The 25,595-nt window shown below is 74.5% G+C and carries 16 protein-coding genes; 4 read left to right on the forward strand and 12 right to left on the reverse strand.

The window, feature by feature from the left end:
• Positions 1–361: 361 nt before the first annotated feature.
• From J2S66_RS21130 to J2S66_RS21160, 7 genes are all read right to left on the reverse strand, one after another.
• On the reverse strand, positions 362–2,875 hold the full coding sequence (locus J2S66_RS21130) for an ABC transporter permease (RefSeq protein WP_310308941.1): 2,514 nt from the start codon (positions 2,873–2,875) through the stop codon (positions 362–364).
• Between the two features lie 4 nt (positions 2,876–2,879).
• On the reverse strand, positions 2,880–3,632 hold the full coding sequence (locus tag J2S66_RS21135; protein ID WP_310308942.1) for an ABC transporter ATP-binding protein: 753 nt from the start codon (positions 3,630–3,632) through the stop codon (positions 2,880–2,882).
• Between the two features lie 149 nt (positions 3,633–3,781).
• On the reverse strand, positions 3,782–6,757 hold the full coding sequence (locus tag J2S66_RS21140) for a helix-turn-helix transcriptional regulator (RefSeq protein WP_310308945.1): 2,976 nt from the start codon (positions 6,755–6,757) through the stop codon (positions 3,782–3,784).
• A gap of 284 nt (positions 6,758–7,041) precedes the next feature.
• Positions 7,042–9,891 (reverse strand): AfsR/SARP family transcriptional regulator, encoded by a 2,850-nt coding sequence (locus tag J2S66_RS21145; RefSeq protein WP_310308946.1) that lies wholly within the window; start codon positions 9,889–9,891, stop codon positions 7,042–7,044.
• A gap of 368 nt (positions 9,892–10,259) precedes the next feature.
• Positions 10,260–10,910, reverse strand: a complete 651-nt coding sequence (locus J2S66_RS21150; protein ID WP_310308949.1) for a DedA family protein — start codon at positions 10,908–10,910, stop codon at positions 10,260–10,262.
• Between the two features lie 277 nt (positions 10,911–11,187).
• The gene (locus J2S66_RS21155) at positions 11,188–11,379 is read right to left on the reverse strand and encodes a DUF397 domain-containing protein (protein ID WP_310314957.1); all 192 of its coding nucleotides are present in this window, start codon (positions 11,377–11,379) and stop codon (positions 11,188–11,190) included.
• Positions 11,380–11,398: 19 nt separating this feature from the next.
• The gene (locus tag J2S66_RS21160; protein WP_310308951.1) at positions 11,399–12,247 is read right to left on the reverse strand and encodes a helix-turn-helix domain-containing protein; all 849 of its coding nucleotides are present in this window, start codon (positions 12,245–12,247) and stop codon (positions 11,399–11,401) included.
• Between the two features lie 152 nt (positions 12,248–12,399).
• Here J2S66_RS21160 and J2S66_RS21165 point away from each other — a divergent pair, with 152 nt between their 5' ends.
• Positions 12,400–12,720 carry a hypothetical protein gene (locus tag J2S66_RS21165; protein ID WP_310308953.1) on the forward strand — a complete coding sequence of 107 codons (321 nt, stop codon included), beginning with the start codon at positions 12,400–12,402 and terminating at the stop codon, positions 12,718–12,720.
• A 146-nt stretch (positions 12,721–12,866) separates the two neighbouring features.
• Here J2S66_RS21165 and J2S66_RS21170 read toward each other — a convergent pair whose 3' ends face one another.
• The 3 genes from J2S66_RS21170 to gnd form a co-directional block, all read right to left on the reverse strand.
• The gene (locus J2S66_RS21170) at positions 12,867–15,098 is read right to left on the reverse strand and encodes a SulP family inorganic anion transporter (protein ID WP_310308955.1); all 2,232 of its coding nucleotides are present in this window, start codon (positions 15,096–15,098) and stop codon (positions 12,867–12,869) included.
• 341 nt (positions 15,099–15,439) lie between these two features.
• On the reverse strand, positions 15,440–16,054 hold the full coding sequence (locus tag J2S66_RS21175) for a rhomboid family intramembrane serine protease (protein ID WP_310308956.1): 615 nt from the start codon (positions 16,052–16,054) through the stop codon (positions 15,440–15,442).
• A 24-nt stretch (positions 16,055–16,078) separates the two neighbouring features.
• Positions 16,079–17,524 carry an NADP-dependent phosphogluconate dehydrogenase gene (gnd, locus tag J2S66_RS21180; RefSeq protein ID WP_310308957.1) on the reverse strand — a complete coding sequence of 482 codons (1,446 nt, stop codon included), beginning with the start codon at positions 17,522–17,524 and terminating at the stop codon, positions 16,079–16,081.
• Between the two features lie 121 nt (positions 17,525–17,645).
• Here gnd and J2S66_RS21185 point away from each other — a divergent pair, with 121 nt between their 5' ends.
• From J2S66_RS21185 to J2S66_RS21195, 3 genes are all read left to right on the forward strand, one after another.
• The gene (locus J2S66_RS21185) at positions 17,646–18,653 is read left to right on the forward strand and encodes a LacI family DNA-binding transcriptional regulator (RefSeq protein ID WP_310308958.1); all 1,008 of its coding nucleotides are present in this window, start codon (positions 17,646–17,648) and stop codon (positions 18,651–18,653) included.
• Positions 18,654–18,821: 168 nt separating this feature from the next.
• Positions 18,822–20,705 (forward strand): ricin-type beta-trefoil lectin domain protein, encoded by a 1,884-nt coding sequence (locus J2S66_RS21190; protein ID WP_310308959.1) that lies wholly within the window; start codon positions 18,822–18,824, stop codon positions 20,703–20,705.
• A gap of 216 nt (positions 20,706–20,921) precedes the next feature.
• Complete coding sequence (locus J2S66_RS21195) at positions 20,922–22,274, forward strand: hypothetical protein (RefSeq protein WP_310308960.1); 1,353 nt, start codon at positions 20,922–20,924, stop codon at positions 22,272–22,274.
• Positions 22,275–22,292: 18 nt separating this feature from the next.
• Here the strand turns inward: J2S66_RS21195 and J2S66_RS21200 are convergent, their stop codons facing one another.
• Complete coding sequence (locus J2S66_RS21200; protein WP_310308961.1) at positions 22,293–23,447, reverse strand: hypothetical protein; 1,155 nt, start codon at positions 23,445–23,447, stop codon at positions 22,293–22,295.
• Between the two features lie 82 nt (positions 23,448–23,529).
• On the reverse strand, positions 23,530–25,389 hold the full coding sequence (locus J2S66_RS21205) for a sigma-70 family RNA polymerase sigma factor (protein ID WP_310308962.1): 1,860 nt from the start codon (positions 25,387–25,389) through the stop codon (positions 23,530–23,532).
• Positions 25,390–25,595 lie beyond the last annotated feature (206 nt).

Consider the following 25,595-nt stretch of genomic DNA (forward strand, 5'->3'; position numbering starts at 1 on the left):
ACGTCAAGGAGTACCGGGATTCTCGACACCGTTCCGTAACTTTCTGAAGCGCTCCCGTAACGAAGAGCAACCAGAAATGACGGTGTGTGAGGCCAGTTGCGGCGGAACGCGCGACGCGGGGGTGGCCCGGCCCTCGCTCGGGCCACCCCGCACCTGGTGAGAGGCGAACCGCGCCGAACCGTGACGCGCGACCCCGCGATTCCGCACGAACGCACAACACACAGGCCGCGAACGCACGACACACAGGCCGCGAACGCACGACTCGCGCGGCATGAACGCACGACACGCGGGGTGTCCGGCGTGTCGTGCGTTCGTGCCCGGCGAGTCGTGCGTTCGCGACACGCGTGTCGTGCGTTCGCGGTCAGGCTTCGGCGATGCCCGCGATCACGGAGGTGCGCGCCGCGCGCCGGGCGGGCAGGGCGGCGGCCAGGACCGCGGCCACCACGGCGCCCGCCAGCATCACGCCGATCTGCCCGAACGGCACGACCAGGTCGAACGGCACGGTGTCCGACGACACGGCCTCGACGACCACCCAGCCGAACCCGATGCCCAGCACCAGGCCGATCGCCGCGCCCATCACCGCCATCAGGACCGACTCGATCACCAGCATCAGGCGCAGCTGCCCCCGCGTCAGGCCGAGGGCGCGCAGCAGCGCCGACTCGCGGGTCCGCTCCAGCACCGACAGGGTGAGCGTGTTGGCGATGCCGAACAGGGCGATCACGACGGCCAGCCCGATCAGCGCCCAGATGAACCCGAGCACCTGGTCGAGCTGCGAGTTCAGCTGCTCCTTGGTCTCCGCGGCGCTGTCGAGCACGGCGAGCGGCGACGCGTCGGTGACCTCCTCGACCGCCGCGCGGCCGTTCGCGGCGCCGTCGCGCAGCTTGATCAGGATGCTGTCGTAGCCCTCGGCGGCCTGCGCGAACCGCTTCGAGGTCTCCAGCGTCATCAGGCCGTCCGGCAGCCCGTTGCCGGTGACCACGGCCACCACGCGGAGGTCCTGCGACCCGCCGCCCTCGAACTCGCGGACGGTGAGCGTCGCCCCGACGGACAGGCCGGCCTCGGTGGCGTACTCGTCCCGCACGGCCACCGCGCCGTCGACCAGGTCGTCGAGTGAACCGCTCGTGACCTCCGGTCGGAACAGGTCGCCCAGCGCGTCGCGCGGGACGCCGTCGAAGTACGCCCGGTCCCCGTACACGCGGGTGGTGGGCGCGACCTCCTCGACCTCGGGGACCGCGGCGAGGTCGGTCGCCAGCCGCTCGGGCAGCGGTCGGTCGTGGACGGAGGACGTCACCGTGTAGTCGGCGGGCATCCGCTGGTCGATCTGGGCGTTGGCGGTCTCCTTCGCGCTGTTGGCGACCACCGTCACCAGGGACACGATGGTCACGCCGATGAGCAGCGCGGCGGTGGTCGCGGCGGTGCGCTTGGGGTTGCGGGCGGCGTTGGCGGAGGCCAGCTTCGCGGGCACGCCGAACAGCATCCGCGGCACGACGCCGAGCGCCCGGTTGACCGGTCCAACCAGCAGCGGGCCGAGGACGATCACGGCGGCGAGCAGCGCCATGGTGCCCCCGCCGCTGACGACCATCGACGCGTTCTCGTCGTCGATGCCCATGCCCAGCACGATCGCGCCGACGCCGACCACGGCGAACAGCACGGCCGTCAGGACCCTCAGCACGCCGGTGCGCCTGACCTCCTCGCCGCTGTCGGGCTGGCTGCGCAGCGCGGCCACCGGCGGCACGCGGGTCGCCTTGCGGGCGGGCAGCACGGCGGCCAGCACGGTCACCAGGGTGCCCACGGCGAACGCGGCCAGCACGGTGGTCACCGACACGGGCAGGCTCACCGCGCCGGTGCCGCCGTCGAAGCTCCCGATCACCTCCTGGAGCAGCGCGGAGACGCCGAGGCCGGCGAACAGGCCGAGCACGGACGCGACGAGCCCCATCACCAGGGCCTCGGCCAGCACGCCGCGGAACACCTGGGCGCGGCTCGCCCCCACGCACCGCATCAGGGCCAGCTCGCGGGTGCGCTGGGCGACCAAGATGGTGAACGTGTTGTAGATGACCATGGCCGCGACGACGAGCGCGATGAGCGCGAACGCGAGCAGCACGGTGGTGAACTCGCCGGCCTGGGAGGCGACCTGGCGCAGCGCCTCCTGCGTCAGCTCCTCGCCCGTCAGGAACCGGTAACCGTCCCCGCCGACGGCCTCGCGCAGGTCGTCCACCAACTGCTGCTGGGTGACGCCGGGCGCGGCCACGGCGACCACCTCGTAGGGCAGCCGGTCCTCGGCGAACTCCCGGAGCGCGGCGGGCGTGAGCACGACGTGGTCGTTGCCCGACACCTGGACCCGGTTGACGCCCTGCGCGTAGGTGCCGACGACGGTGAACGCGCGCTCCGACTGGTCGGGCGCCAGCAGCGTGACCGTGCCGCCGACGGTGAGCTTCGCGGTCGAGGCGGTGCGCTCGTCGACCGCGATCTCGTCGTCACCGGTCGGGTAGCGGCCGGCGACGAGGTCGAACTCGCGCAGCCGCTCGGTGGAGGCCAGCGGCGCGCCCCACGCGTTCTTGGCCTTGCCGTCGCCGCCGATGAGCGGGACGGACGCGATGTAGCGGGTATCGGCGCCGGCCACGCCGGGGGTCTGCCGGACCTTCTCCAGCACCTCCGGCGTGATGCCCTTCGGACCGTCCTCCGACGTGCCGGACGGGGTGACGGAGGCGTCGACGTTGCGCGCGCCCTTGGCGAACTGGTCGCGCAGGCTCGCGTTCATCGCGTCGCCGAGCACGAGGGTGCCGGTCACGAACGCGACGCCGAGGGCGATCGCCACCGAGGAGAGGACGAGGCGCGCGGTGCGGGCCCGCAGGCCCGCGATGATCGTGCGGAGCATCAGGTCACGCGCCCAGGTGCTTCAGGGCCGCGAGCACGGAGTCCGCGGTCGGGTTGGCGATGTCGCCCGCGAGCCGGCCGTCGGCGAGCAGCACGACGCGGTCCGCGTAGGACGCGGCGACCGGGTCGTGCGTCACCATGATCACGGTCTGGCCGAGCTTGCGCACCGACATGCGCAGGAAGTCGAGGACCTCGGCGCCGGAGCGCGAGTCGAGGTTGCCGGTCGGCTCGTCGGCGAACACCACGTCGGGCCGCGCGACCAGGGCGCGGGCGCAGGCCACGCGCTGCTGCTGGCCACCGGACAGCTCGGTGGGCTTGTGCTTGAGGCGGTCGCGCAGGCCGAGGACGTCGACGATGGTGTCGAACCACTCGCGGTCGGGCTTGCGGCCGGCCAGCTCCAGGCCGAGCAGGACGTTGGCCTCGGCGGTGAGCGTGGGCAGCAGGTTGAACGCCTGGAACACGAAGCCGACGCGGTCGCGGCGCAGCTTGGTCAGGTCCTTGTCGTTGAGCGAGGTGATCTCGGTGCCGCCGATGCGCACGCTGCCGCCGTCGACGTTGTCCAGCCCGGCGAGGCAGTGCATCAGCGTGGACTTGCCGGAGCCCGAGGGCCCCATGATCGCGGTGAAGCGGCCCGCCTCGAAGGCGACGCTCACCCCGTCGAGGGCGCGGACCGCGGTGTCGCCCTTGCCGTACACCTTCACCAGGTTCGCTGCCTCTGCGGCGGTGCGGGTCCCGACGTCGGACACCAGTGCGGACATGCTCCCTCATTCCCTCGGTCTTCTCGATCGGGGAGAAAGCTATGGCCGGCGGGCGTAACCGGTCGTCACCTCGGCGGCGGAACCCACCGTCAGCCGGCGGGATGACGCCGGGTGGTCCTGAGGTCTGACGCGCCCGGTCCGGCGCCGCGTCAGTCGGGCAGGTCGAGCAGACCCCGGTCGAAGGCGTTCGCCACGGCCTCGGCCCGCCTGCTCGCGCCGAGCTTGGCCATGATCCGGCTCAGGTGCACGCTGACCGTCTTCTCGGAGATGTAGAGCTCCTCGCCCACCTGCCGGTTGGTGCGCCCCCGCGCGACCAGTTCCAGCACCGACCGCTCGCGCGGGGTGAAGGGGTCGACCCGGTCGCGCGGCCCCGTGTCGCGCAGCGCCACCCGCGCCCGCCGGGCCACCAGGTCCAGCGCCTCCCGCAGCGGCGCCGCGCCCAGCCGGTCGGCCACCGCGCCGGCCTGCCGCAGCACGGTCACCGCCTCGTCGCGCAGGTCGGCGGCCAGCAGCGCCTCGGCCAGCCGCCACCGGCAGACGGCCTGCTCGAACACCGACCCGAAGTCGAACCCGTCCGCGGCGCGGCGCCACAGCACCGGGTCGCCCGGACCGGTCAGCCGGGACTCCTCGGCGGCGGCGCGGGCCAGCCACGCGCGTCCCTCGGGGCCCAGCTCGCCGGTGCGCGGCGAGCCCAGGTCGGCCGTGGTGCGGGCGTACCCGGCCAGCTCGCGCCCGGCGCGCACCGCCGCCTCCTCCGCGACCCGGTCGCGCCGCCGCCGCGCCCGCACGGCCAGGTCGGCGTGCCCGGCGACGCCCAGGGCCGCCAGCCGGATGCCCGCCAGGAACCACTCGTCGCCCTGGCGCGACCACTGCACGGCGTCGGCGACCCGCTCCACGGCCAGTTCCGGCTGACCGCGCCACAGCGCCAGCTCGGCGCCCGTGCCGCCGGTGATGAGCGCGATCTGGAGGTCGCGGTGCCAGTCGGCACGCAGCTCGCGGATCATCCGCTCGGCCTGCTCGAACTCGCCCCGGCCGACCGCGACGTGCGTGCCGGCCGCGGCGAGCCGCGCGGACACCGTGCTCGACACCCGCAGGCCCGGCGGTTCGGCGGCGGTCGCCGCGTCGTCCCACGCGCCGGTGCAGTACTTGGTCAGCACCTGGCGGATGCGCAGCTCCAGGCCGAAGGAGCTCCACGTGAGACCGGTCGCCCTGGCCCGCGCCACGCCCTCGTCGAACACCCGCGCGGCCTCGGCCGGCTCGCCCAGGTCGTAGTGGTGCAGGCCGAGGAAGCAGCGGGCGCGCAGCTCGGTGCTGACCGCCCCGGCCTCCATCGCGCACGCCACGGCCGCGGTCAGGTGCTCGCGGGCCGGGGACACCTCGCCCGCGGCCTCGTCGAGCAGGCCCAGCGTGGTCAGCGCGTCCGCCACCGCCGCCTCGGCGCCCGCCGCGCGGCCGTCGGCCACCGCCAGCCCTGCGCGCTCCCGGGCCCGCGCGTACTCGCGGCCGTGGCGCAGCGCCGCCGCCCACACCGCCAGCACCCGGGCGCGGGCCGGGGACGCGGGCCGGTCGCGCACGAGCCGCCACGCCTCCTCGATGGCGCGGAACTCCTCGTCCTCGGTGCCGTCGAGCACCTGCAACGCCTGTGCGAAGCGCCGCCACATCTCGGCCGCGGTCTCCGGGTCGGCCCCGTCGAGGATCGTCGTGCCGGTGCGGGCGAACGCGACGGCCCGCTCCGGGTGGCCGGACGTGCCCGCCGCCCACGACGCGCGGCGCAGCAGCACCAGTTCGCTCACGCCCGGCGGCCGGTCGGCCTCCGGGACGGCGGGCCACAGCTCCTGCGCCCGCTCCAGGTGCCTCAGCGCCTCGGCGGGCGCGCCGGCGGCCTGCGCCTCCTGCGCGGCCTCGACCGACGCGCGCAGTGCGCGGGGCAGGTCGTGGGACTCCAGGCTGTGGTGGGCGAGCGCGGCGGCGGCGCCCCGCCCGCCGCCGGCGGCGGTGCGGTCGGCGTACGCGGAGTGCAGACGGGTGCGTTCACCGGGCAGCAGGTCGCCGTACACGGCCTCGCGCAGCAGGGCGTGCCGGAACGCGTAGCCGCCGGCGCGGTCCACCAGCAGCACGTGGTGCTGCACGGCCTCGCGCAGGGCGGTGTCGAGCGCGACGTCGTCCACGGCCGCCACGTCGCGCAGCAGCTCGTGCCGGACCGATCGGCCCGCGACGGAGGCGATCCGCACGACGCGCTGCGCCTCCGGTCGGAGGCGCTCGACGCGGGCCGGCAGCACCTCGGCGAGCGTCCGCGGCACGTGCCCGGCGCCGGAGGTGGCGAACGCGATCAGCTCCTCGGCGAAGAACGGGTTGCCGTCCGAGCGCTCGGCGACCTCCAGCACCACGTCGTCGGGCAGGTCGTCGGACAGCGCGGCCACGAACGAGCGGGCGTCGATCGCGCTGAGCGGGGTCAGGTCGAGCCGCTGCACGGCGGGCAGCCGCACCAGCTCGACGAGCAGGGGCCGCAGCGGGTGGCCGCGGTGCAGGTCGTCCGAGCGGTAGGTGGCGACGACCAGCAGCCGCTGCCCGCTCAGCCGGGGGAGCAGGAAGGACAGCAGGTGGCGGGTGGAGGCGTCGGCCCAGTGCAGGTCTTCGAGAACCAGCAGCACGGGCCGCTCCCCGGCCAGGTCGCCGAGCAGGCCGTGCACGGCGTCGAACAACCGGAGCTGGCCGACGTCCTGCTCGGAGCGGCGGCCGACCGGGTGCGGCGGGCCGGACACGGACCGGCCGCCCTCGTGGGCGGCCGGCAGGGCGAGCTCGGGGATCAGCGGGGCCAGCGCGGGCCGGGCGGCGACGTCGAGCAGGCCCGCCTCCCGCACCTGCCCGAGGGCCTCGGTGAAGGGCAGGTACGGGAGGCCGGTCTCGCCGACGCCCAGGCAGCGCCCGGTGAGCACGAGCGCGTCGCCCGCGGCGGCGGCCAGTTCGTCCACCAGTCGGCTCTTGCCGACGCCCGCGTCGCCGGCGAGCAGGACCGCGCCCGCCGTGCCCCGCGCGGCGTCGTCGAGGGCGGCGCGGAGCCTGGCCACCTCCCGGCTACGCGCCACCAGGGGAATTCCGGAACCGAGGCGTGCCACACCTGGCATGCTGTCACACCTCAGGCGGCCTCCGGGCGGCGTTTTCCCCCTCGCCCGCCTCCGGCGCCGTGCGGTGGCCCAGCCCCCCACCACGGTCGCCTCGGCGTGCGGGGCTCGCGGGAGGCGCGTGCCCGCGCCGCGTTCGCGCGCACCGCGGGGTGGTTCCCTTACCCGCCACCGCGAGGCGTGGCAGGCGGCGGCCACGACGCAGCTCACCGACAGCTAAGAGGTCTGGACCTATCTGTCAATAGGTCCAGACCACCCAACCGATCAGGAGGTCCGTCGCGCCGGGCTCAGGCCGACGCGGCGGCGCGGGCACGGGCCAGGCGCGCCCGGACCTGGTCGGCCTCCGGCGCGCGCAGCTCGGTCAGCAGCGCCAGCGCCCGCTGCCAGTGCGCGATCGCACCCGGCGCGCCCTGCCGGTCGAACACGGTCGCCAGCCGGTCGTGGGCCATCGCCTGGTGGTACGGACTGGCCGCGGCCGAGGCCACCTGGAGCGCGGTCCGCGCCGACGCCACCGCGTCCGCCTGCTCGCCGGACTCCAGCAGCACCATGGCGAGGTCGGTGTGGCAGGTCGACTCGCCGCACTGCTCGCCCACCTCCCGGTACATGTCCACGGCGGCGCGCAGCCAGGACTTCGCGTCGTCGTAGCGGCGCGACGCCAGTTGCAGCAGCCCCAGGTTGTGGTGCGCGCTGGCCTCGGCCCAGCGCGCACCCGCCGCGCGGCTGACCGCCAGCGCCTCCCGGTAGGACGCCTCGGACTCGTCGGCGCGCCCCAGGTGCTGGAGGATGTCGGCGACCGTGGTGAGCGCGCGCGCCTGGGCGTTGACGTCGCCGCAGGCGCGGGCCACCTCCAGGGCCTCGCGGTGCCGCGCCAGCGACTCGTCCATGCGCTGGAAGTGCGCCAGGGCGGCGCCGAGGTTGAACAGCATGACGAACCGGCCCTCGGGATCGCCCAGCGTCGTGGCGGCCTTGAGCGCGGCCTCCGTGGTGTGCAGCCAGGTCGCCCGGTCGGCGCGCAACCAGAAGAACCGGGACAGCGTGTACGGCAGCTGCCAGGCGTGCACCAGCCAGGCCCGGTCGCCGCCCTCGGCGGCCAGCTCGGCGGCGGCGATGATGTTGCCCTGCTCGGCGTCCAGCCAGGCGATGGCCTCGGCCGACCCGGCGAACCCGGGCACCTCGGCCGGCACGTGCTCCGGCGCCACCCGGACGCTGCCCCGGCCCACCGGCAGCAGGCCGTCCGCGAGGTCGGCGCAGTGCAGGTAGTAGTCGAGCATCCGGCTGGTCGCCAGGTGGCGCTCCCCCGGGGCCAGCTCGGCGGCCAGCGTGCGGGTGTAGACGCGGACCAGGTCGTGCGCGCCGTAGCGGCCCGTCTCGGTGGGCGACAGCAGGTTCGCGGTGACCAGCGAGTCCAGGGCGCGCTGCGCCTCCCCCAGCCGGACGCGGGCCATGGCGGCGGCGACGTGCGCGGTCACGTCCGGGCCGGGGTGCAGGCCCAGCAGGGCCAGCAGCCGCGCCGGCAGCGGGGACAGCGCGCGGCGGGACGCGTCCAGGGCGGCCCGCACGGTGGAGTCCTCGTCCTCCAGGCCCAGCGCGGCCAGCCTGCCGTGCTCGTCGTCCAGCTCGGCCACCAGCTCGGCCACCTTCAGCGACGGTGCCACGGCCAGGCGGGCGGCGGCGATGCGCAGCGCCAGCGGCAGCCCGTCGCACAGCACGGCGAGCCGGCGCAGCGCGGCGGACTCGGTGCCGTCCCGGCCCGCCACCCGGCCGACGACCGCGACCGCGGCGTCCACGTCCAGCATGTCCAGCTCGACCAGGCGCGCCTCGGCGTGCGCGACCAGGCCGACCAACCGCCGGCGGGACGTCACCAGCACGCACGAGGGCGGCCCCGGCAGCAGGGGCAGCAGCTCGGTCGAGCCGCGGGCGTTGTCGAGCATCACGATGGTGCGCCGGTCGGCGGTGAGCGTCCGGAACAGCGCCGAGCGCTCCTCCACGGTGACCGGGAGGTCCGCCGACGACACCCCGAGCGCGCGCAGCAGGCGGTTGAGGACCTCGCCCGCGCCCAGGGGCTCCTGGTTGGGGTCGTAGCCGTGCAGGTCCACGTAGAGCTGGCCGTCCGGGAAGTCCTCGCGGACCCGGTGCGCCCAGTGCAGGGCGAGCGCTGTCTTGCCGACGCCGGCGGGACCCGTGACGACGAGGACCAGACCGCCGTCGGGGTGGGCGGCGAGCAGGCCGTCGAGGCGGTCGAGCTCGTCGTCGCGGCCGATCAGCGTGACCGAGGCGCGCGGCAGCTGGGCGGGGGTGATGGCGGGCGCGGGCTCGGGGGTCGCGGGCAGCGTCATCGGGCGGGTGGGCGGCTCCGGCTCGGGGTTCTCCCCCGCCAGCACGGCCTGCTGGAGCTTGCGCAGCTCCGGGCCCGGTTCGACGCCCAGCTCGTCGATCAGCACCCGGCGCGCGTCCCGGTAGGCGGCCAGCGCCTCGGCCTGCCGGCCCGCCTGGCACAGCGCGCGCATCAGCAGCCCGTGCCCGCGTTCGCGCAGCGGGTGCTCGCCGACCAGGGCGGTCAGCGACCCGACCAGCTCCGCGCCGCGGCCGATCAGCAGCATCAGCTCGGCGCGCTCCTCCTGCACGGCGAGCCGCCGTTCCACCAGGCGGTCCCGCTCCACCTCGGCGAACAGGCCGACGATCCCGCCGAGCGGTTCACCGCGCCACAGGCGCAGGGCGTCGTCGAGGGCGTCGGCGGCGGCCACCAGGTCGCCGGCGGAGCGCAGCCGCCCGGCGGCCACCACCCCGCGCTCGAAGTCGTCCAGGTCGACCGCGCCCGCGGCGACCCGCAGCAGGTAGCCGTCGCCGACGGAGGTCAGCAGCTCGGCCGGGGCGCGACGGGCGCGGCGGGGCTCCAGGGCGCGGCGCAGGCCGGCGACGTAGGTCTGCACGAGGTTGACCGCGCTGGTGGGCGGGGTGTCGCCCCACACCGCCTCGATGATCTGGTCCCGGCTGACCGGGGTGTTGCGGGCGAGCAGCAGCACCGCCAGCACGGCGCGCTGCTTCGCCGCGCCGAGGTCCACCTCCGCACCGCCGCGCACCGCCCGGAGGAGGCCGAGCACCTCGAACCGCAAGCGCTCCCCGCCGACGTCTTCCACCGACCGAATCCTTCTCGAAGGTCTCTCCCGCGACCGAGCCCAGGAGATCACTTCAGTCCGGCTCCAGTCGCGCTGTAGCCGCATTCTTACGCTAAGCGTGTCCGACCGACCACACAGGGCGAACCCCCGGCGGGGAGGTTGGACCAGACAGCGGAACATCCGCTGCTCTCCTTGAACGACGAGGGCAGGCCGGCGTGCAAGGGGCATCCAGCCCGCGGCGGCGGAACGCCGGCCCGCCCTCGTCCCCTTCTCCACGTGGAGAGGGGTCATCCGGTAGGGGATGGCCCTCCTCCTTTGCCCTCCCCCAGTGGAAGGGGCCGCGGCCGGGAACCGAACCCCCGACCGCGGCCCCTTCGACGCGTCCGGGCTCAGGCCACTTCCTCCAGCTCCGCGGGTGCGGGCGCGGTGCGGGCGGCGGCCCGCCGGCGGCGCAGCACCACGACGCCGCCCACCAGGACCGCGACACCCATGAGGCCCCACATCGCCCCGTTGAAGACGGACTCGATGTACTTCGCCGAGGCGCCCGCGGCCGAGCCGATGCCGATGTGCAGCGCCGACCAGCACACCGCGCCCGCGATCGAGGCGGGCAGGAACCGGCGGTACTCCAGCTTCGAGGCGCCCGCCGAGGCCGGCACCAGGGTGCGGACCACCGGCATGAACCGGGCGACGAACACCGCCCACGCGCCGCGCTTGCGCAGCAGGGCGCCGGCCTTGTCCCAGTGCTCCTGGCCGATCCTGCGCACCATGCGGCTCTCCCGCAGCCGGTCGCCGTACCGGCGGCCCAGGAAGTAGCCGATGCTGTCGCCCGCGACGGCGCAGACCGACACCACGAGCCACATCACCAGGAACCTGGACACGCTGGTGACCGTGGTCGCGGCGAGCAGCAGGGCGCTCTCGCCGGGTGCGATGAACCCGACGCCCAGCGTGCACTCCGCCAGCGTCAGCGCGCCCGTGACCGCCAGGACGGCGGGTTGGGGCAGACCGGCCAGCCCCTCCAGGGCGTCGGTCAGCAGAGCCATGTGTGGTCCCCCAGTGATCGCGGTGTGCGCCCGACGCGGTGAACGGCCGCGCGGGACGTGCCGCCGCGCAGGGTATGGCCTTCGGGTGTCGGACGGGTGGAGTGGGACCCGGTGGAACGGGTCCCGGACAAGTCCACCGCGTTCGGGGGAACCGCACATCCGCCCGGAGTCTGATACGACCCCTGACCTTCGGTAGTGGTCCGGGGCGGTCGGACTCAGGGGTGTTCGGCCGCCGGCGCGGCATTCACCACCGGTCGGCCTAGGGGATCAGCGCGGATCAGCGCGGGTCGAGCGCGCCGTTCTTCGCGGAACCCAGGAAACGAGACCACTGCGCGGAACCGAAGTCCAACTCGCCGGCGGTTCGGTTCTTCGAATCGCGCACGCCGGTGCGCACCGCGTCGAGCGCGATTTCCACGCACTCCGGGCCGCCGGCGGACGAACGCGTGCTCTTGCGCCACTCACGTTCCATGTGCTCCACGCTCCACAGATTAGGCGTGCTCGCGCGCCACCCGCTCGATGAGCGCGGCCGACGCCGCCGGGTCGAGCGATCGGGCGCAGAGCCGCGCGAACATGTCGGAATAGCCCGCGACATCGGCCGGCTGTTCCAAATAGACGTCGCTCCTCGTGCTTTCGATGTATACCACGTCCGGATCGAGCTTCTCCGGGAACGCGAGTATCACGAACCGGCCGTCCATCGCGGCGTGACCGCCCGCGGTGAAAGGAATGACCTGGAGGGTGACATTCGGCAGTTCGCCGACTTCGCCGAATCTCCGCATCTGCTCGCGCATCACGGCGGGACCGCCGACCACGCGGCGCAGCGCGGCCTCGTCGACGACGACGTGCAGGCGCAGCGGGTCGTCCTCGCGCAGCAGGGCCTGGCGCGCCTTGCGCAGCCTCACCCGCCGGTCGACCTCGGCCGGGGCGGCGTGCGGCAGCACGTCCCCGATCAGCGCCCTGGTGTAGGACTCGCACTGGAGCAGGCCCGGCACCATCAGCCCCTGGTAGGCGCGCACCGACTCGGCGTCGGCCTCGAACCCGACGTAGCGGCCGGGCGCGATGTCGCCGAACTCGTCCCACCACGCCTTGCGGCGCGCCTCGCGGGCGAGCTGCACCAGCTCGTCGCGGGTGTCCGGGTCGGCGCCGTAGGCGTCGAGCATGTCGCGGACGTCGCGCGGCGTGACGCCGACGCGGCCGGTCTCGATCCGGCTGACCTTGGAGGCGGAGCACTCCAGGCGCTCGGCCACCTCCTCGATGGTGAGGTCGGCGGCCTCGCGCAGCCTGCGCAACTCGGCGACCAGCCTGCGCTTGCGCAGGGTGGGGCTGCTGCCGCGGGGCATCCGCGCCTCCTCGTGACGACGACCGCCCACCAGTCTGTGCCCGTCACCCTGTGGAGCAAAGGGACGTCATCCATTCGTGTAGTGCAACTTGCAGTTCGACGGCGGGCGGGCCCAGGCTGCGTGGGCAACCGACCCGGGAAGGAGCGCTGAAGGTGTCCGTCACCGTCTTCAGCCAGCTCGACAAGTCCCTGCACGAGCACCTGGACGCGCTGGTCCGCCTCGCGGCGACCGGCGACGACGAGACGGCGGTGGACCTGGCCCGGGGCGAACTGCCCCGCGTGGTCACCGCGCTCCGGTCGCTGCTCGCCGAGCACACGCCCGACGAGCACGGCCGCTGCCCGACGTGCCGCACGCGCCGGTGGAGCCGCCGCCTGCCGTCGCCGTGCCGGGCCTACCTCGGCGCGCAGCTGTGCCTGACCGTGTCGGGCGACGAGCCCTCCGGACGGCGCAGGCACCTGCGCAGCGTCGGTTAGCCCCTGGACGAGCGGGTCCGCCCGCTCCCGTCGGACGACACCGCTCCCCGGAGGACGAACCCCACCGGCGCCGTCCGACGCAGTGCCGGGGCGGGACCGGTCCCGCACCCCCCGACCGGGGCCGGTCCCGCACCGCGGCCCTGCCGTCACACCCGCACCGGCTCCAGGCCGTCGCGCTCGGGGTCGACCAGGTAGACGCGGGCCTCGGAGATGTCGAAGTACATCCCCACCAGGCGCAGCGAACCCGCCGCCACGGCCTCCCGCACGCTCGGGTAGGTCATCAGGTTGTCCAGCTGCTGGGCGACGTTGGCCACCGCCAGCCGCTCCACCACCGGCAGGTCCGAGTCGGCCGCGTGGAACCGGATCAGGCTGGGCTCGGCCGCGCGCAGCCACGCGTGCAGCCGTGAGCCGGGACGCGCGGCGCCGTGCACGACGGCCTTCATCGCGCCGCAGTCGGAGTGGCCGCACACCGCGATCGTCTCCACGGCCAGCACCTCCACCGCGTACTCGACCGCCGCGCCCACCGAGTCGTCGGCGTCCAGCGGCACCAGGTTGCCGATGTTGCGCACGCAGAACAGGTCGCCCGGTCCGCTGGTGGTGATCAGGTTGGGCACCACGCGCGAGTCGGCGCAGGTGATGAACAGCTGCCGCGGGCGTTGGCCCCGCGCGGCCAGCTCGGCCAGGAACGGGCGCACGAGCGGCGCGGTGGCGCGCTCGAACTCGCGCATGCCGCGGATCATCGGGTCGATGCCCGCGGGGGTGCCGCCCACCGGGTCGGCGTCCCCGCGCTGCCGGGGCACGGTGACCGCGCGCGTGCGCTGCCAGTGCGACCACGGCGCGAACCAGCGCGGCAGCGGCGACAGCGGCGTCTTGCGCAGCGCCGGGATGCCCCTGGTGGCCTTGCTGAACCAGGTGTCGTGCACCTCGTCCACCTCGACGGAGCCGCCCAGCCGCTCGTAGCCGGTGCGCCAGTCGTCGATCGCCTCGTAGGCGCCGTGGTCGAGGAAGTCGATGTGCAGCTCCAGCACGACGCGCCGGCCGAGCGGGATGTCGCGCAGCGCCCGCACCAGCCGGCCCGCGCCGAGGAACACCAGCGAGCCGCGGATGACCACGCGCCACCCGTCGTGCTCGGGCTCGACCCGCACGGAGCTGCGCGTGAGGCGGTGCAGGGAGCGCAGGGCCGCCGCCGCGACGCCCAGCAGCACGCCCTCGACCAGGCCGAGCGCGACCACGCCGAGCGCGGTGACCGCGTAGGCGGTGAACTCGCCGTGCCGCCACAGGGCGCGCATCCGCCGCACGCTGACCAGCCGCACGCCCACGACCAGCAGCACGCCCGCCAGCGCGGCCAGCGGGATCAGCTCCAGCACCGAGCCCAGCGCGAGCACGAACACCGCGATCCACACGCCGTGCAGCACGGTCGAGGCGCGGGTGCGGGCGCCGGCGGCGACGTTGGTGGAGCCGCGCGCGATGCCGCCGCTGACCGGCAGGCCGCCGAGCGCGCCGGCGACGGTGTTGGCCACGCCCTGCGCGACCAGGTCGCGGTCGAGGTCGGCGCGCGGTCCGGGGTGGAGCTTGTCCACCGCGACCGCGGACAGCAGCGACTCGACGGCCGTCACCACGGCCACGGCGAGCACGGCGAACGCGATGCCCGCGACCGCGCCGGACGGCATGCGCGGCAGCACGAGCTGGTCCAGCGCGTTCTCCGGGAGGTCCACCCTGGCCACGGGCAGCCCGCTGCCCGCGGCGGTCGCGGCCAGCACGGCGACCAGCGGCGCGGGCACGTACGAGGAGCGCGGCACCGCGGGCCACGCGACGAGCACGACCACCGCGACCGCGCCGACCAGCAGCGCGCCGCCGCCCACCGGGCCGGTCAGCCGGGCGAGGTTGTCGAGCACGGAGGAACCGGCCCGGCCGCCGAGGACGACGACGAGCTGGCCCACGGCGATCGTCACGCCGATGCCCGCGAGCAGGCCGTGCACCACGGCCGGCGAGAGGGACAGCGCGACGCGGCCGACGCGGGTGAGGCCGAGGGCCACCTGCACGAGGCCCGCGCCGGCGGTGATCATCGCGGTGGCGGCCCAGCCGTACTCGGCGATGATCCCCGAGGTGATCACCACCATGCCCGCCGCCGGGCCGCTGACGGTGAGCGGCGCGCCGCTGAGCGCACCCGCCACGACACCGCCGACGACGGCCGAGACGAGGCCCGCGATCAGCGGTGCGCCGGTCGCGGCGGCGAAGCCCAGCGACAGCGGCACGGCGATCAGGAACACCACGACCGAGGCGGGCAGGTCGTGCCGCAGCACTGCGGCGAGCCCGCCCGGTGGGCCCGCCGTGGTGTGCTCGCCGGCGTGGGACTTGGTGGGGCGTGGTCGGTCCATCGCGTTGTCCGTCCTGTGTGGAGTGTCCGGTGCGGTCTGGTTCGGGTGCGCGGGGTCGACGCCCGGCGGTGGCCGGGGGCGTCGGGCGGGTGGGGTGCCTACCGCCGTGTCGGGGGCAGCGGCGGGCGCGGCCGGGGGGCGGCGAGTCGGGGCTCGGCCCTGGCGCGGTGGTGGGGGGTCGCCACGGTGGCACCTCCGTGTCGGCACAGTGGACGTGTCGGCACAGCCCGCGTCGTACAGGTCGCGTCGGGACCATCATGACGACGGAGTGGCGGATCTGACAGCCGTTCCACCCGGTCGTGTTGATCATCGGGTGGGCCGTCACTGCTGGTGACGGCCGCCTAGCGGCCGACCGCCGCGTACGCCCGGCGCACGGCGAGGGTGCCGGCGCACACGCCGACGAGGACGGCGGCGACGTGGCCGACGGCGTCGGGGTCGGGCAGGGGGCCGGTCCAGCGGGCGCCGAGCACGGCGCAGGCGAGCGGGAGGGCCGCCCACGGGACGCGCAGCACGCCGGGCGCGAGCGGGGTGACCGCGCCGGCCGCCGCGAACGCCACGCGGTCGACGCCCACGTCCGCGTGGTGGGCGAAGTCCTGGGCGTAGGGGTCGGAGGACAGCACGAGGGCCGTCACGAGGGCCGCGCCGACGTGGCCCGCGAGGGCGACGGACGCCGTGCGCCACGGGCCGACCTCGCGCTCCAGGGCGCCGAGGAACACCGCGACGGCGAGCAGGGCGAGGCCGCCGAGGACGACCCCGTGGGCCGGGTCGAGCACGAACGCGCTGCCCAGCAGGGCGCTCACCGGGTGGTGGTCGAGGGTGGCGGCGCTGGTGCTCAGCGACTCCCGCACCTGCGCCGACATCCCGTCGGCGAACACGAACCCGGTCAGCAGCGCCAACGCCGCCACGGCCAGCAGGTAGCCGGCCGTGACGGGGTTCCGCCGGAAGCGCTCGCGCACCCGGCCATGATCGGGGCGCGGGCGTCAGGCGCCCACTTGGGACCTGTCACCCGACCAGAGGGTGTGGAAGCTGCCCTCGCGGTCGGTGCGGCGGTAGGTGTGGGCGCCGAAGAAGTCCCGCAGGCCCTGGACGAGCGAGGCGGGCAGGCGCTCGGAGCGCAGGCCGTCGTAGTAGGCCAGCGCGGACACGAAGCCGGGTGCGGGCACGCCCGCGGACACCGCCTTCACCACGACCCGGCGCCACGCCGCCTCGGCGTTCGCGACCGCGTCGCGGAAGTAGTCGTCGACGAGCAGCGAGGCCAGCGCGGGCTCCTTGTCGTACGCCTCGCGGATGCGGTCGAGGAACCGGGCCCGGATGATGCACCCGCCGCGCCAGATCGTGGCCATGGCGCCCAGGTCGAGGTCCCAGCCGTACTCGGCGCCCGCCGCGCGCATCTGGTCGAAGCCCTGCGCGTAGGCGACGACCTTGGACGCGTAGAGCGCCTGCCGGACGTCGTCGACGAGCTGCTCGACGTCCTGGTCCGAGACGGCCGGCTCGCCCGCGCCGAACGCCCGGCGCACCGCCTCGCGCTGCCCCACCCGGCCGGACAGCGAGCGGGCGAACACCGCCTCGGCGATGCCGGTGACCGGGACGCCCAGCTCCAGCGCCTCCTGCACGGTCCAGCGGCCGGTGCCCTTCTGCTCGGCCTCGTCGGCGATCACGTCCACCAGCGCCGCGCCGCTCCCGGCGTCGACGTGGCCGAGCACCTCGGCGGTGATCTCGACCAGGTAGGACTCCAGGTCGCCGGTGTTCCAGCCGCGGAACACCTCGGCGATCTCCGCGGGCGCCAACCCGCCGACCCGCCTGAGCAGGTCGTACGCCTCGGCGATGAGCTGCATGTCCGCGTACTCGATGCCGTTGTGGACCATCTTGACGAAGTGGCCGGCGCCGTCGGGTCCGACGTGGACGCAGCACGGCACGCCGTCCACCTGGGCCGCGATGGACTCCAGGACCGGCCCGAGGTGCCGGTAGGACTCCTCCGACCCGCCGGGCATGATCGACGGCCCGTTGAGCGCGCCCTCCTCGCCGCCGGAGATGCCGGCGCCGACGAAGTGCAGGCCGGCCTCCTTCAGCGCGGCCTCGCGGCGGCGGGTGTCGGCGTAGTGGGCGTTGCCGCCGTCGATCACCATGTCGCCGGGCTCCAGCAGGGGCGCCAGCTCGTCGATGACCGCGTCGGTGGGGGCGCCCGCCTTCACCATGATGATGATCTGGCGGGGCGTCCGGAGGCTCGCGACGAGTTCCTCCAGCGTCTCGGCGGGCGCGAAGTCGCCCTCGTGGCCGTGCTCGGCGATCAGCGCCTCGGTGCGGGCGGAGGTGCGGTTGTGCACGGCGACGCGGAAGCCGTGCCGGGCGAGGTTGCGCGCCAGGTTGCTGCCCATGACGGCGAGCCCGGTGACGGCGATCCGCGCGGGTGCCTCGGAGGTGGTCATCCCCCAAGCCTGCCGAAGTCCGGGCCCGCGCGCACCTGTGCGGACCCCCTGAACACGGAGGGCCGCTGTGCGCGACCGGCGCTGTAACATCGTGAAACAAAACGTGGAACAGAGGAGCGGCATGACCAGGGCGACCGTGCGGGACGTGGCGAAGGCGACCGGGTTGTCCATCGCCACCGTGTCCCGCGTCCTCAACGGCCAGGCCAACGTCGCCCGGCACACCCGCGAGCTGGTGCTGCGGGCCGTGGACGAGCTGGGCGCGCAGGCGCCGAGGCCGCGGGGCGCGAAGCCGGTCGGCTCGATCCACGTGCGCTGCCCGTACCTGCTGGACGACTACTTCGGCCTGATCGTGTCGAGCGTGGCCGAGACCCTGGCCCTGCACGGCAGGCAGGTGCTGCTGGACGCCGGCACCTCGGGTCAGCGCACCACCGTCCTGCCCGGTCTGCCCAGCCGCTCGGACGTGGACGGCGCGCTGCTGATCCTGCCGCCGGAGCCCGCCGAGGAGCTGGTGCGGCTGCGCGACCGGCGGTTCCCGTTCGTGGTCGTGGACCCGCGCACCGAGCTGCCGCGCGACGTGGCGTCGGTGTCGGCGGCCCACTTCGCGGGAGCGCGGCGGCTGATGGCGCACCTGGTGGAGCTGGGGCACCGGCGCATCGGCATCATCGGCGGCCCGTCCGACTGGTTGGCGGCCGACGGCCGGCTGGCCGGGTACGCGGCGGCGCTGTCGGACGTCGGCGTGCTGCCCTCGGCGGAGCTGCTGCGGCACGTCGACGAGCCGACCACCGCGCACGGCCACCGGGTCGCGCGCGAGCTGCTCGGCCTGCCCGACCGGCCGACCGCGCTGGTGGCGTTCAACGACAAGATGGCCGTCGGGGCCCTGCGCGCGGCCCGCGAGCTGGGGTTGTCGGTGCCGGGCGACGTGTCCGTGGCCGGGTTCGACGACCTCGACCTGAGCCGCGCCACGCGGCCGGAGCTGACCACCGTGCGGCAGCCGCTGCAGGAGATGGGGCGGATGGCCGTGACGCTGCTGATGCGCCTGCTGGAGCGGCACGAGCTGGAGGCGCTGCACGTGGAACTGGCCACGGAGCTGGTGGTGCGCGAGTCCACGGGACCCGCGCGGCCGGCCTGACGCGGACCGTTCCACGCCTTTTCACGGTCTTTACCGGGCTGGGCGGGCGACCTTGACACCCGTCGCGGGTGCATTGTTTCCTTTGCTCTGCGAGGAAGTTCCACATTTGTTTCATTTGTTACAAGCCGTCGCCGTCCCCTGTCCACAACGTCGTGAAAGGAGTCCGAGGTGCCCTCATCCCACCGTCGGGCTTTCATCAGCGCCGGCGTCACGGCGGTCGCCTTCGCCGCCGCCATCACGGCCGTCCCCTCCCCCGCCGCGGTCGCCGCGGGCGAGTCGGTCGCCATCCACCTGACCACCACCTCGGACAGCGGCGGACGCACCGTCACGCGCGGGCTCCAGCCGCAGTCCCCCGTCGCGTTCAGCACCAGCGCGGGCGGTGCCACGCACACCATCACCGTCAACGAGGGCACGACCTACCAGCAGTTCGAGGGCGGCGGCGCGTCGATCACCGACACCACCGCCCACCTGCTGCGCGGTGGCGCCGTCTCGGCCGCCACCCGCGACGCGGTGATGCGCAGGCTGTTCCACCCGGTCGACGGCATCGGCCTGTCCTTCGTGCGCAACCCGATCGGGGCGTCCGACCTGTCGCGGCCCGGCCACGTCTCGCTCGACGACACGTGCTGCGACCTCAACGACTTCGGGGCCAACGGCTACGACACGAACGTGCGGCTGCTCACCCAGCAGGCGCGCCAGCTCAACCCCGCCCTCACCGTCAAGGGCGTGCCGTGGAGCGCGCCGGGCTGGATGAAGGACAACGGGCGCATGGACCAGATGGGCTGGCTGAAGTGGGAGCACTACCCCACCTACGCCCAGTACCTGGTCAAGTACGTGCAGAGCTACCAGGCCGCCGGCGTGCCGATCAAGTACATCTCGGTGCAGAACGAGCCGAACTGCTGCAAGGCGTCCAACCCGACCGAGATGGACTACCCCGGCATGAGCTGGAACCCGGCCGGCCTGGTCGAGTTCACCAAGAACTTCGTGTACCCGGCGTTCCGCGCGGCGGGCCTCACCACCAAGGTGATGGTGCACGACTGGAACTACGGCGACTACGCCAACTTCGGCGCGGCCATCCTGGGCGACGCGGGCGTGCGCAACGACCCGCTGTTCGGCGGCATCGCCTGGCACGGCTACTTCGGCGAGCCGGCCGTGGGCACGCAGGTGCACGACCAGTACCCGAACGTGAAGCAGTTCAGCACGGAGCACTCCGGCGGCACGTGGATCTCGAACCAGCACAACGAGGACCTGGCCGACATCGTGAACTACGCCCGCAACTGGAGCGGCAGCCTGGTGAAGTGGAGCCTGGCGCTCAACCAGAACAGGGGCCCGCACAACGGCGGCTGCGGCACGTGCACCGGCCTGATCACCGTGCAGGAGGGCGGTGCGCGCGCCGGCCAGGTCGACTACACGGTCGAGTACTACACGACCGGTCACCTGACGAAGTTCGTCAAGCCGGGCGCGCACCGGATCGACTCGACCGCCAACGGCACCGTGCAGAACGTGGCGTGGAAGAACCCGGACGGCTCCAAGGCCCTGATCGCGCACAACGGCGGCACGTCGGCGCAGTCGATCCGGGTGAACTGGGGCAACCAGGCGTTCACCTACAGCCTGCCTGCCCGCACGACCGCGACGTTCACCTGGTCGGGCACGCCGGGCGGCGGCAACCCGCCCGTCGGCGGCGCCATCACCGGCCTGGGCGGCAAGTGCGTCGACGTGGCGGGCGGCTCGTCGGCCGACGGCACCGCGGTGCAGCTCTACACGTGCAACGGGTCGGCCGCCCAGCAGTGGACCCGGCCCGGTGACGGCACGATCCGCGCGCTGGGCAAGTGCCTCGACGTGAAGGACCGGTCGACGGCGGACGGGGCGCAGCTCCAGCTGTGGTCGTGCGGCGGGACGGCGAACCAGCAGTGGAACCTCACGGCCGGGCGCGACCTGGTGAACCCGGCGGCGGACAAGTGCGTCGACGTCACCGGCAACACCAGCGCGGACGGCACCAGGCTCCAGATCTGGACCTGCACGGGCGCGGCGAACCAGAAGTGGACCGCGGCCTGACCCGGTGAACGGCGGGGGCCCGTCCCGATGGCGGACCCCCGTTCCCCGGACACACCCCGGGGAGGCGTGGTCCGCCCGGTGACGGCGGCTGCCGGGCGGACCACGCCGCGCTTTCCCGCTGCGGAGTTCACTCTGCGGAGTTCACGCCGCGGCTTTCCTGCGGTGAGCCGAACCCGGGTTCCGCCGCCGGCACCGCCGACGTTCCACGATCGGGTCATGAGACTCCGCGCGCTCGTCCTCGCCGCCACCACCCTCGCCACCGCCCTGGTGGCCCCCGGCCAGGCGTCGGCGGCCTGGTCCCTGACCACCGCCCAGCGCCGGGCCTACCTGGCGCACTACGCGCCGGTGCTGCTCAAGCGCGGTGACGAGAACGACGGCAAGGCCGGCCGCGACTGGATCACGAACTTCGACTTCGACCGCGATGGCGACTACGCCACGAACCGGGCGAACTGGCGCGACGTGCCCGCGCACGTGGCGGGCGGCCACCCCGGCTGGCGGATCAGGCCCACCCTCTACACCGCGCTGCTGGAGTTCACCGAGGGCGGCTCGAAATCGCTGGTCCTGCTGTACCACGTGTACAACGCGGCCGACAAGGACGGCCGCGAGATCCACGACTGGGAGCGCGTCGAGATCGTCGTGCGCGGGGTGACCGGCACGCCGGGCGGGGCGGGCGAGTCGTTCGCCAACGCCACCGTGACGCACCACAAGGACCACGTCATGCGCCGCGCGTCCGACCCCGACGTCCGCTTCCTGGGCTCCCACCTGCTGCTCTGGCAGGCCGACGAGAGCGACTTCGACCTGCCGTCCGCGGGACCGCACGCGCACGAGCTGCGGTACGTCACCGACCCGTGGGCGACGATCGCGGGCCGGATGGCGTCCGGGGCGAAGGCCGAGGTGCACATCTCCGGCGCCGACGACGCGCGCAACGTGCACTACGCGTTCGTGCCCGGCGGTGCGGCGGACGCGGTGGCGGCGTTCGGCGCGGTCCCGCTGACCCCGTCGGCGGCCAGCCGGGTGGACAACGGAACGAAGGTGGCGTGGCCGCAGGTCAAGCGGCTCACCTACGAGCTCCAGGACCTCGCCGACATCGTCCCGTCGCACTGGTCGGGGTCGGCCTGGCAGCGGCACTGGCTGGCCGACGACGTGGTCGACGTGCGGTTCGAGACGCCCGCACTGGGCATCGGCACGGGCGTGCAGCGGTTCTACAACCGCTCCCGCGACAACGCCGCCTCCGACCTCACCGACGGTCGCGAGGGCTACCTGTCGAAGGCGTGGTTCTTCGGCGCGTACTCCGCCGAGCTGGACGAGGACACCCCGTCGGGCTCGGACGACTTCGGCGGGTTCGCCGGGACCGGCGTGGACAGCGCGGGCCGCACGCGCGGCGCGGTGAGCGGCGACCCGGCCTCGCACGGCGCGTACTGGCGGCAGCACGAGTACTTCGTGCACGACGGGGGCCTGGACGACGCCGGGAGCCGCGAACGGGGCACCTGGCTCGCGCCGGGCTGGCACCTGCCGGTCAACGGCGGCTTCGACGGCCGCTGGCAGCCGCTGTTCGACGACCTCCCGTGACCCTCCCGGAGCGGCCCGCTAGTCGACCAGCAGGTCCCAGGGCTGCCCCTCGCGCAGCGCGGAGGTCGCCACCAGCAGCCGGTCCCGCACGGCGACGGTCACGCCGCCGGCGACCACCACGTCCCGGTTCCGGGCGCGCAGCCGCTCGGTGAGCACCCGGCCGTCCCGCGGCGACAGGGGTTCCTCCAGGACGCCGAGCAGGAACGTCCCCCGGTCCGGGTGCACGGGGTCCACGGGCACCCACCGGCCCCGGAGCCGCCGGTCCGCCAACCGCACCGGGGTCTCCGGCGCCGACGCGTACAGCTGCCGCGTGAGCAGGGGCAGCGTTTCCCGACTCGCCGAGAACATCGCCTCGGCCGACCCCAGGCCGGTCGACCGGGGCGGGGGGCGTTCGGCGTCCGGTTCCGCGCCGGGCGGGTCGTCCGGGTCGACGGGCGCCCGCGCGTCCCCGGCCGCTCCGGTGGGCACGTCGAGGTACAGGTTCGACGACGGGGGCCGGGGCTCGCCGATCGGGGCGTCGAGCCAGCTGCCGCCGTCGGCGGACGAGTAGAGGTCGACCGTGACCCCGGCCTCCGTCAGGTGCGCCCAGGTCATGACCAAGGGCTGCTTGTGGGCGTGCGCCCAGGGCAGCAGGGTGTTGAGCCGCTTCTCCTGCTGGAGGGTGGACGCGGCCGGGCGGGACGACCGGCCGCGGGCCTCACCCGCCAGCAGCAGGCCCGCCGTCCGGAACAGCAGGTCGGGGCGCACCCGTGACTTCGCGTACTTCCGCGCCAGCGACACCGGGAGGGCGTCGAAGTCGCGCAGCGCGTCCGGGCCCGCGACCCACTCGTAGGCGCTCTGCACCGCGGCGGACAGCGTGCCGAGCCCGAACGACTCGCTGACGAAGCGCCGCACGTGCGGTGAGCTGGACGCGAACCCGCCACCCGCCAGGTGGAGCGCGCCGTCCGCCTTGTCGAGCAGGCAGCTCCGCAGGAGGCGCAGTTCGTCGACGCGCGTCGCGTACTCGATCCGCAGGGACGTGGTCGGGGCCATGGCGTTGACGAGGATGACGTCGGCCACGTCGACGGGCAGCTTCGCGGGCTCCCCGTACGGGGCGATGCCGTACACCAGAGGCAGGTCGTCGGGCCCGATCCTGGTCGTCCAGCGGAACTGCCGAAGGGTCACCCAACTCATCCGCACAGCTTAGGGACCGCCCGGCCCGAAGATCACCCGGCTGCCCGCCGCCGCTGCACGACCAGCGGCGGCGGGCGCTCCCCTAACCGGTGGCGCGGTAGGCCTCGCCGGCCCGGTTGGGTGTGCCGCCGGGCAGGTACAGCCCCGTGCCCGGCTTGTCGGCGGGCAGCGCGAACCACGCGTACCGCTCCAGGTAGGGCAGGCCCTCCAGCATCCGCGACGACCCGCCGGCGAAGTCGGCCAGCTGCCGCTCGTCCGGGTAGCGCACGCCGCCGCCGGAGAAGTCCATCAGCGAGTACTCGGTGAGCCAGACCGGCAGGCCGTAGCGGGCGCTCACCGCGTCCAGGTAGTTCTTCAGGTGGCCCACGGCGGCCGGGCCGAAGTCCGAGCCGTACCAGTGCAGCGCGATGAAGTCGACGCGCAGGCCGCGCTGCTCCGCGCCCGCCATGAACCGGTCGAGCCAGCCGCCCGGCTTGTCGGCGCTGTGCGCCACGGCGGGGCTGCCCAGGCGCATCCCCGTCGCCTGGAGCCGCGGCCACAGGTCCAGCGCCTGCTCCACGGTCATGTTCGACTGCTCGGCGAGGTCGGGCTCGTTGAACCCGAGCAGGGTGGTGCCCTGCCGCGCGACCGCCTCCAGGTCGGCCGGGGTCACCGCCTTCGCGCCCCAGATCATCGGCACGTACTCGACGCCCGGCGGCACCTGGACGTTCTCCGGGGTCGTCGCCCAGTTGTAGACCCAGCCCGCGCCGATGTCCGACAGCGCCCGCGTGACGCCGTCGAAGTGCCAGGTGCTGACGCCCTTCTTGGCCGACGCCGCCGCGGGCGGACGGGGTGGCGGCGGGGCGGCGACGACCGGCTGTGCGGTGGTCGTCGCCGAGGTGGTGGTCGTGGTGGTCGTGGCCGTCGTGGTGGGTGCGGTGGTGGCGGTCGCCGTCGTCGTGGTCGTGACGGCGACCGGCGCGGCCACCGGCAGCGGCGGTGGCGGGTCGTTCGGCAGCAGCACCACCCCGCCCGCGACCGCCGCCACGGCCGCCGCGGCGACCAGCGGCTTGGCGGCGGCGTGCGCCCAGAACCCCTTCTTCACCGCGATCGCGGCCTTCGACCCGGTGGCGGGCTGCACCACGACCGCGGGATCGGCCGGGAGCACCGCGGTCCCCGTCTGCCCGAGCAGGTCGAGGCCGGGCAGGTCGAGGCCGGGCGGCAGCGGCACGAGCGGGATGCGGGCGACCAGGCCGTCCACGTTCGCCAGGTCGTCGAAGCCGCGCGTGCAGCGGTCGCACTCGCGGGCGTGCCGCACGATCCGCTTGCGCCACAGCGCGCCGGGCACGCCGTCCCAGCCGGAGACGACGGCGGCCAGGTCGTCGCAGCGCGGCATGGCCAGCACCCGCACGACCACGCGGGCCGCGTCGAGCTGCGCCTTCATCCGCTGCACGCGCACGGCGGCGTGCTGCGGGGTGAGGTCCAGCGCCTCGGCCAGCTCGGCGCGGGTGATGCGGCCGACCGACTCCAGCCACCACAGCGACAGCAGCTCGCGCTCGTCGTCCCCGATCCACCGAGTGGCGGCGACCACCTCGCGCCGCTGCCCGCGCAGCTGGAGCCGCGTGATGGCGTAGTCCGCGAAGTCCGCGCCGGGGTCGGCGCGGTCGAGCACCTCGTGGTCCACCGGCAGGGGCGTGTTCCGCCGGTGCCGGTCGCGGACCTGGTTCATCGCGATGACGAGCAGCCACGACCGGAACGACTCCGGGTCCTGGAGCTTCGCCAGGCCGTCCACCGCGCGCAGCATGGTCTCCTGGACCACGTCGTCGGTGTCGGGGTGCCCGCCGAGGGCGCGGCCGACGACGTTGTAGACCAGCGGCAGGTAGTCCGCCACCAGCGCGTCCAACGCGCCGGGCTCGCCGCGCTGCGCGGCCGTCACCGCCGCGGCGTCCCCTGGTGTGCGCATACCGATCCTCCCACCCGAGCCGGACTCACCCCCAGGAGACGACCGGTGCGCGCCACCATAACCACTTTCCCCGAACCCGAGAGTCCAATGCCCAGGTCGCGAGAGTCCAACGTTCAGGTCGCGAGAGTTCTACGTTCGAGTCGGGTGAGTTCTACGTTCGGGTCTGACGCTGTGACCCCCGAACGTAGAACTCAGGGGGCCTGGGC

Origin of the sequence: Saccharothrix longispora, assembly GCF_031455225.1 — a bacterium.
GTDB lineage: Bacteria > Actinomycetota > Actinomycetes > Mycobacteriales > Pseudonocardiaceae > Actinosynnema > Actinosynnema longispora.

Bases quoted from the DNA above. Each gene is read 5' to 3' on its own strand.
- J2S66_RS21155 (WP_310314957.1), bottom strand. From the start codon at position 11,379: ATGGAACGTGAGTGGCGCAAGAGCACGCGTTCGTCCGCCGGCGGCCCG.
- J2S66_RS21185 (WP_310308958.1), top strand. From the start codon at position 17,646: ATGACCAGGGCGACCGTGCGGGACGTGGCGAAGGCGACCGGGTTGTCC.
- J2S66_RS21205 (WP_310308962.1), bottom strand. From the start codon at position 25,389: ATGCGCACACCAGGGGACGCCGCGGCGGTGACGGCCGCGCAGCGCGGC.
- J2S66_RS21140 (WP_310308945.1), bottom strand. From the start codon at position 6,757: ATGCCAGGTGTGGCACGCCTCGGTTCCGGAATTCCCCTGGTGGCGCGT.
- J2S66_RS21160 (WP_310308951.1), bottom strand. From the start codon at position 12,247: ATGCCCCGCGGCAGCAGCCCCACCCTGCGCAAGCGCAGGCTGGTCGCC.
- J2S66_RS21200 (WP_310308961.1), bottom strand. From the start codon at position 23,447: ATGAGTTGGGTGACCCTTCGGCAGTTCCGCTGGACGACCAGGATCGGG.
- J2S66_RS21130 (WP_310308941.1), bottom strand. From the start codon at position 2,875: ATGCTCCGCACGATCATCGCGGGCCTGCGGGCCCGCACCGCGCGCCTC.
- J2S66_RS21195 (WP_310308960.1), top strand. From the start codon at position 20,922: ATGAGACTCCGCGCGCTCGTCCTCGCCGCCACCACCCTCGCCACCGCC.
- J2S66_RS21170 (WP_310308955.1), bottom strand. From the start codon at position 15,098: ATGGACCGACCACGCCCCACCAAGTCCCACGCCGGCGAGCACACCACG.
- J2S66_RS21150 (WP_310308949.1), bottom strand. From the start codon at position 10,910: ATGGCTCTGCTGACCGACGCCCTGGAGGGGCTGGCCGGTCTGCCCCAA.
- gnd (WP_310308957.1), bottom strand. From the start codon at position 17,524: ATGACCACCTCCGAGGCACCCGCGCGGATCGCCGTCACCGGGCTCGCC.
- J2S66_RS21135 (WP_310308942.1), bottom strand. From the start codon at position 3,632: ATGTCCGCACTGGTGTCCGACGTCGGGACCCGCACCGCCGCAGAGGCA.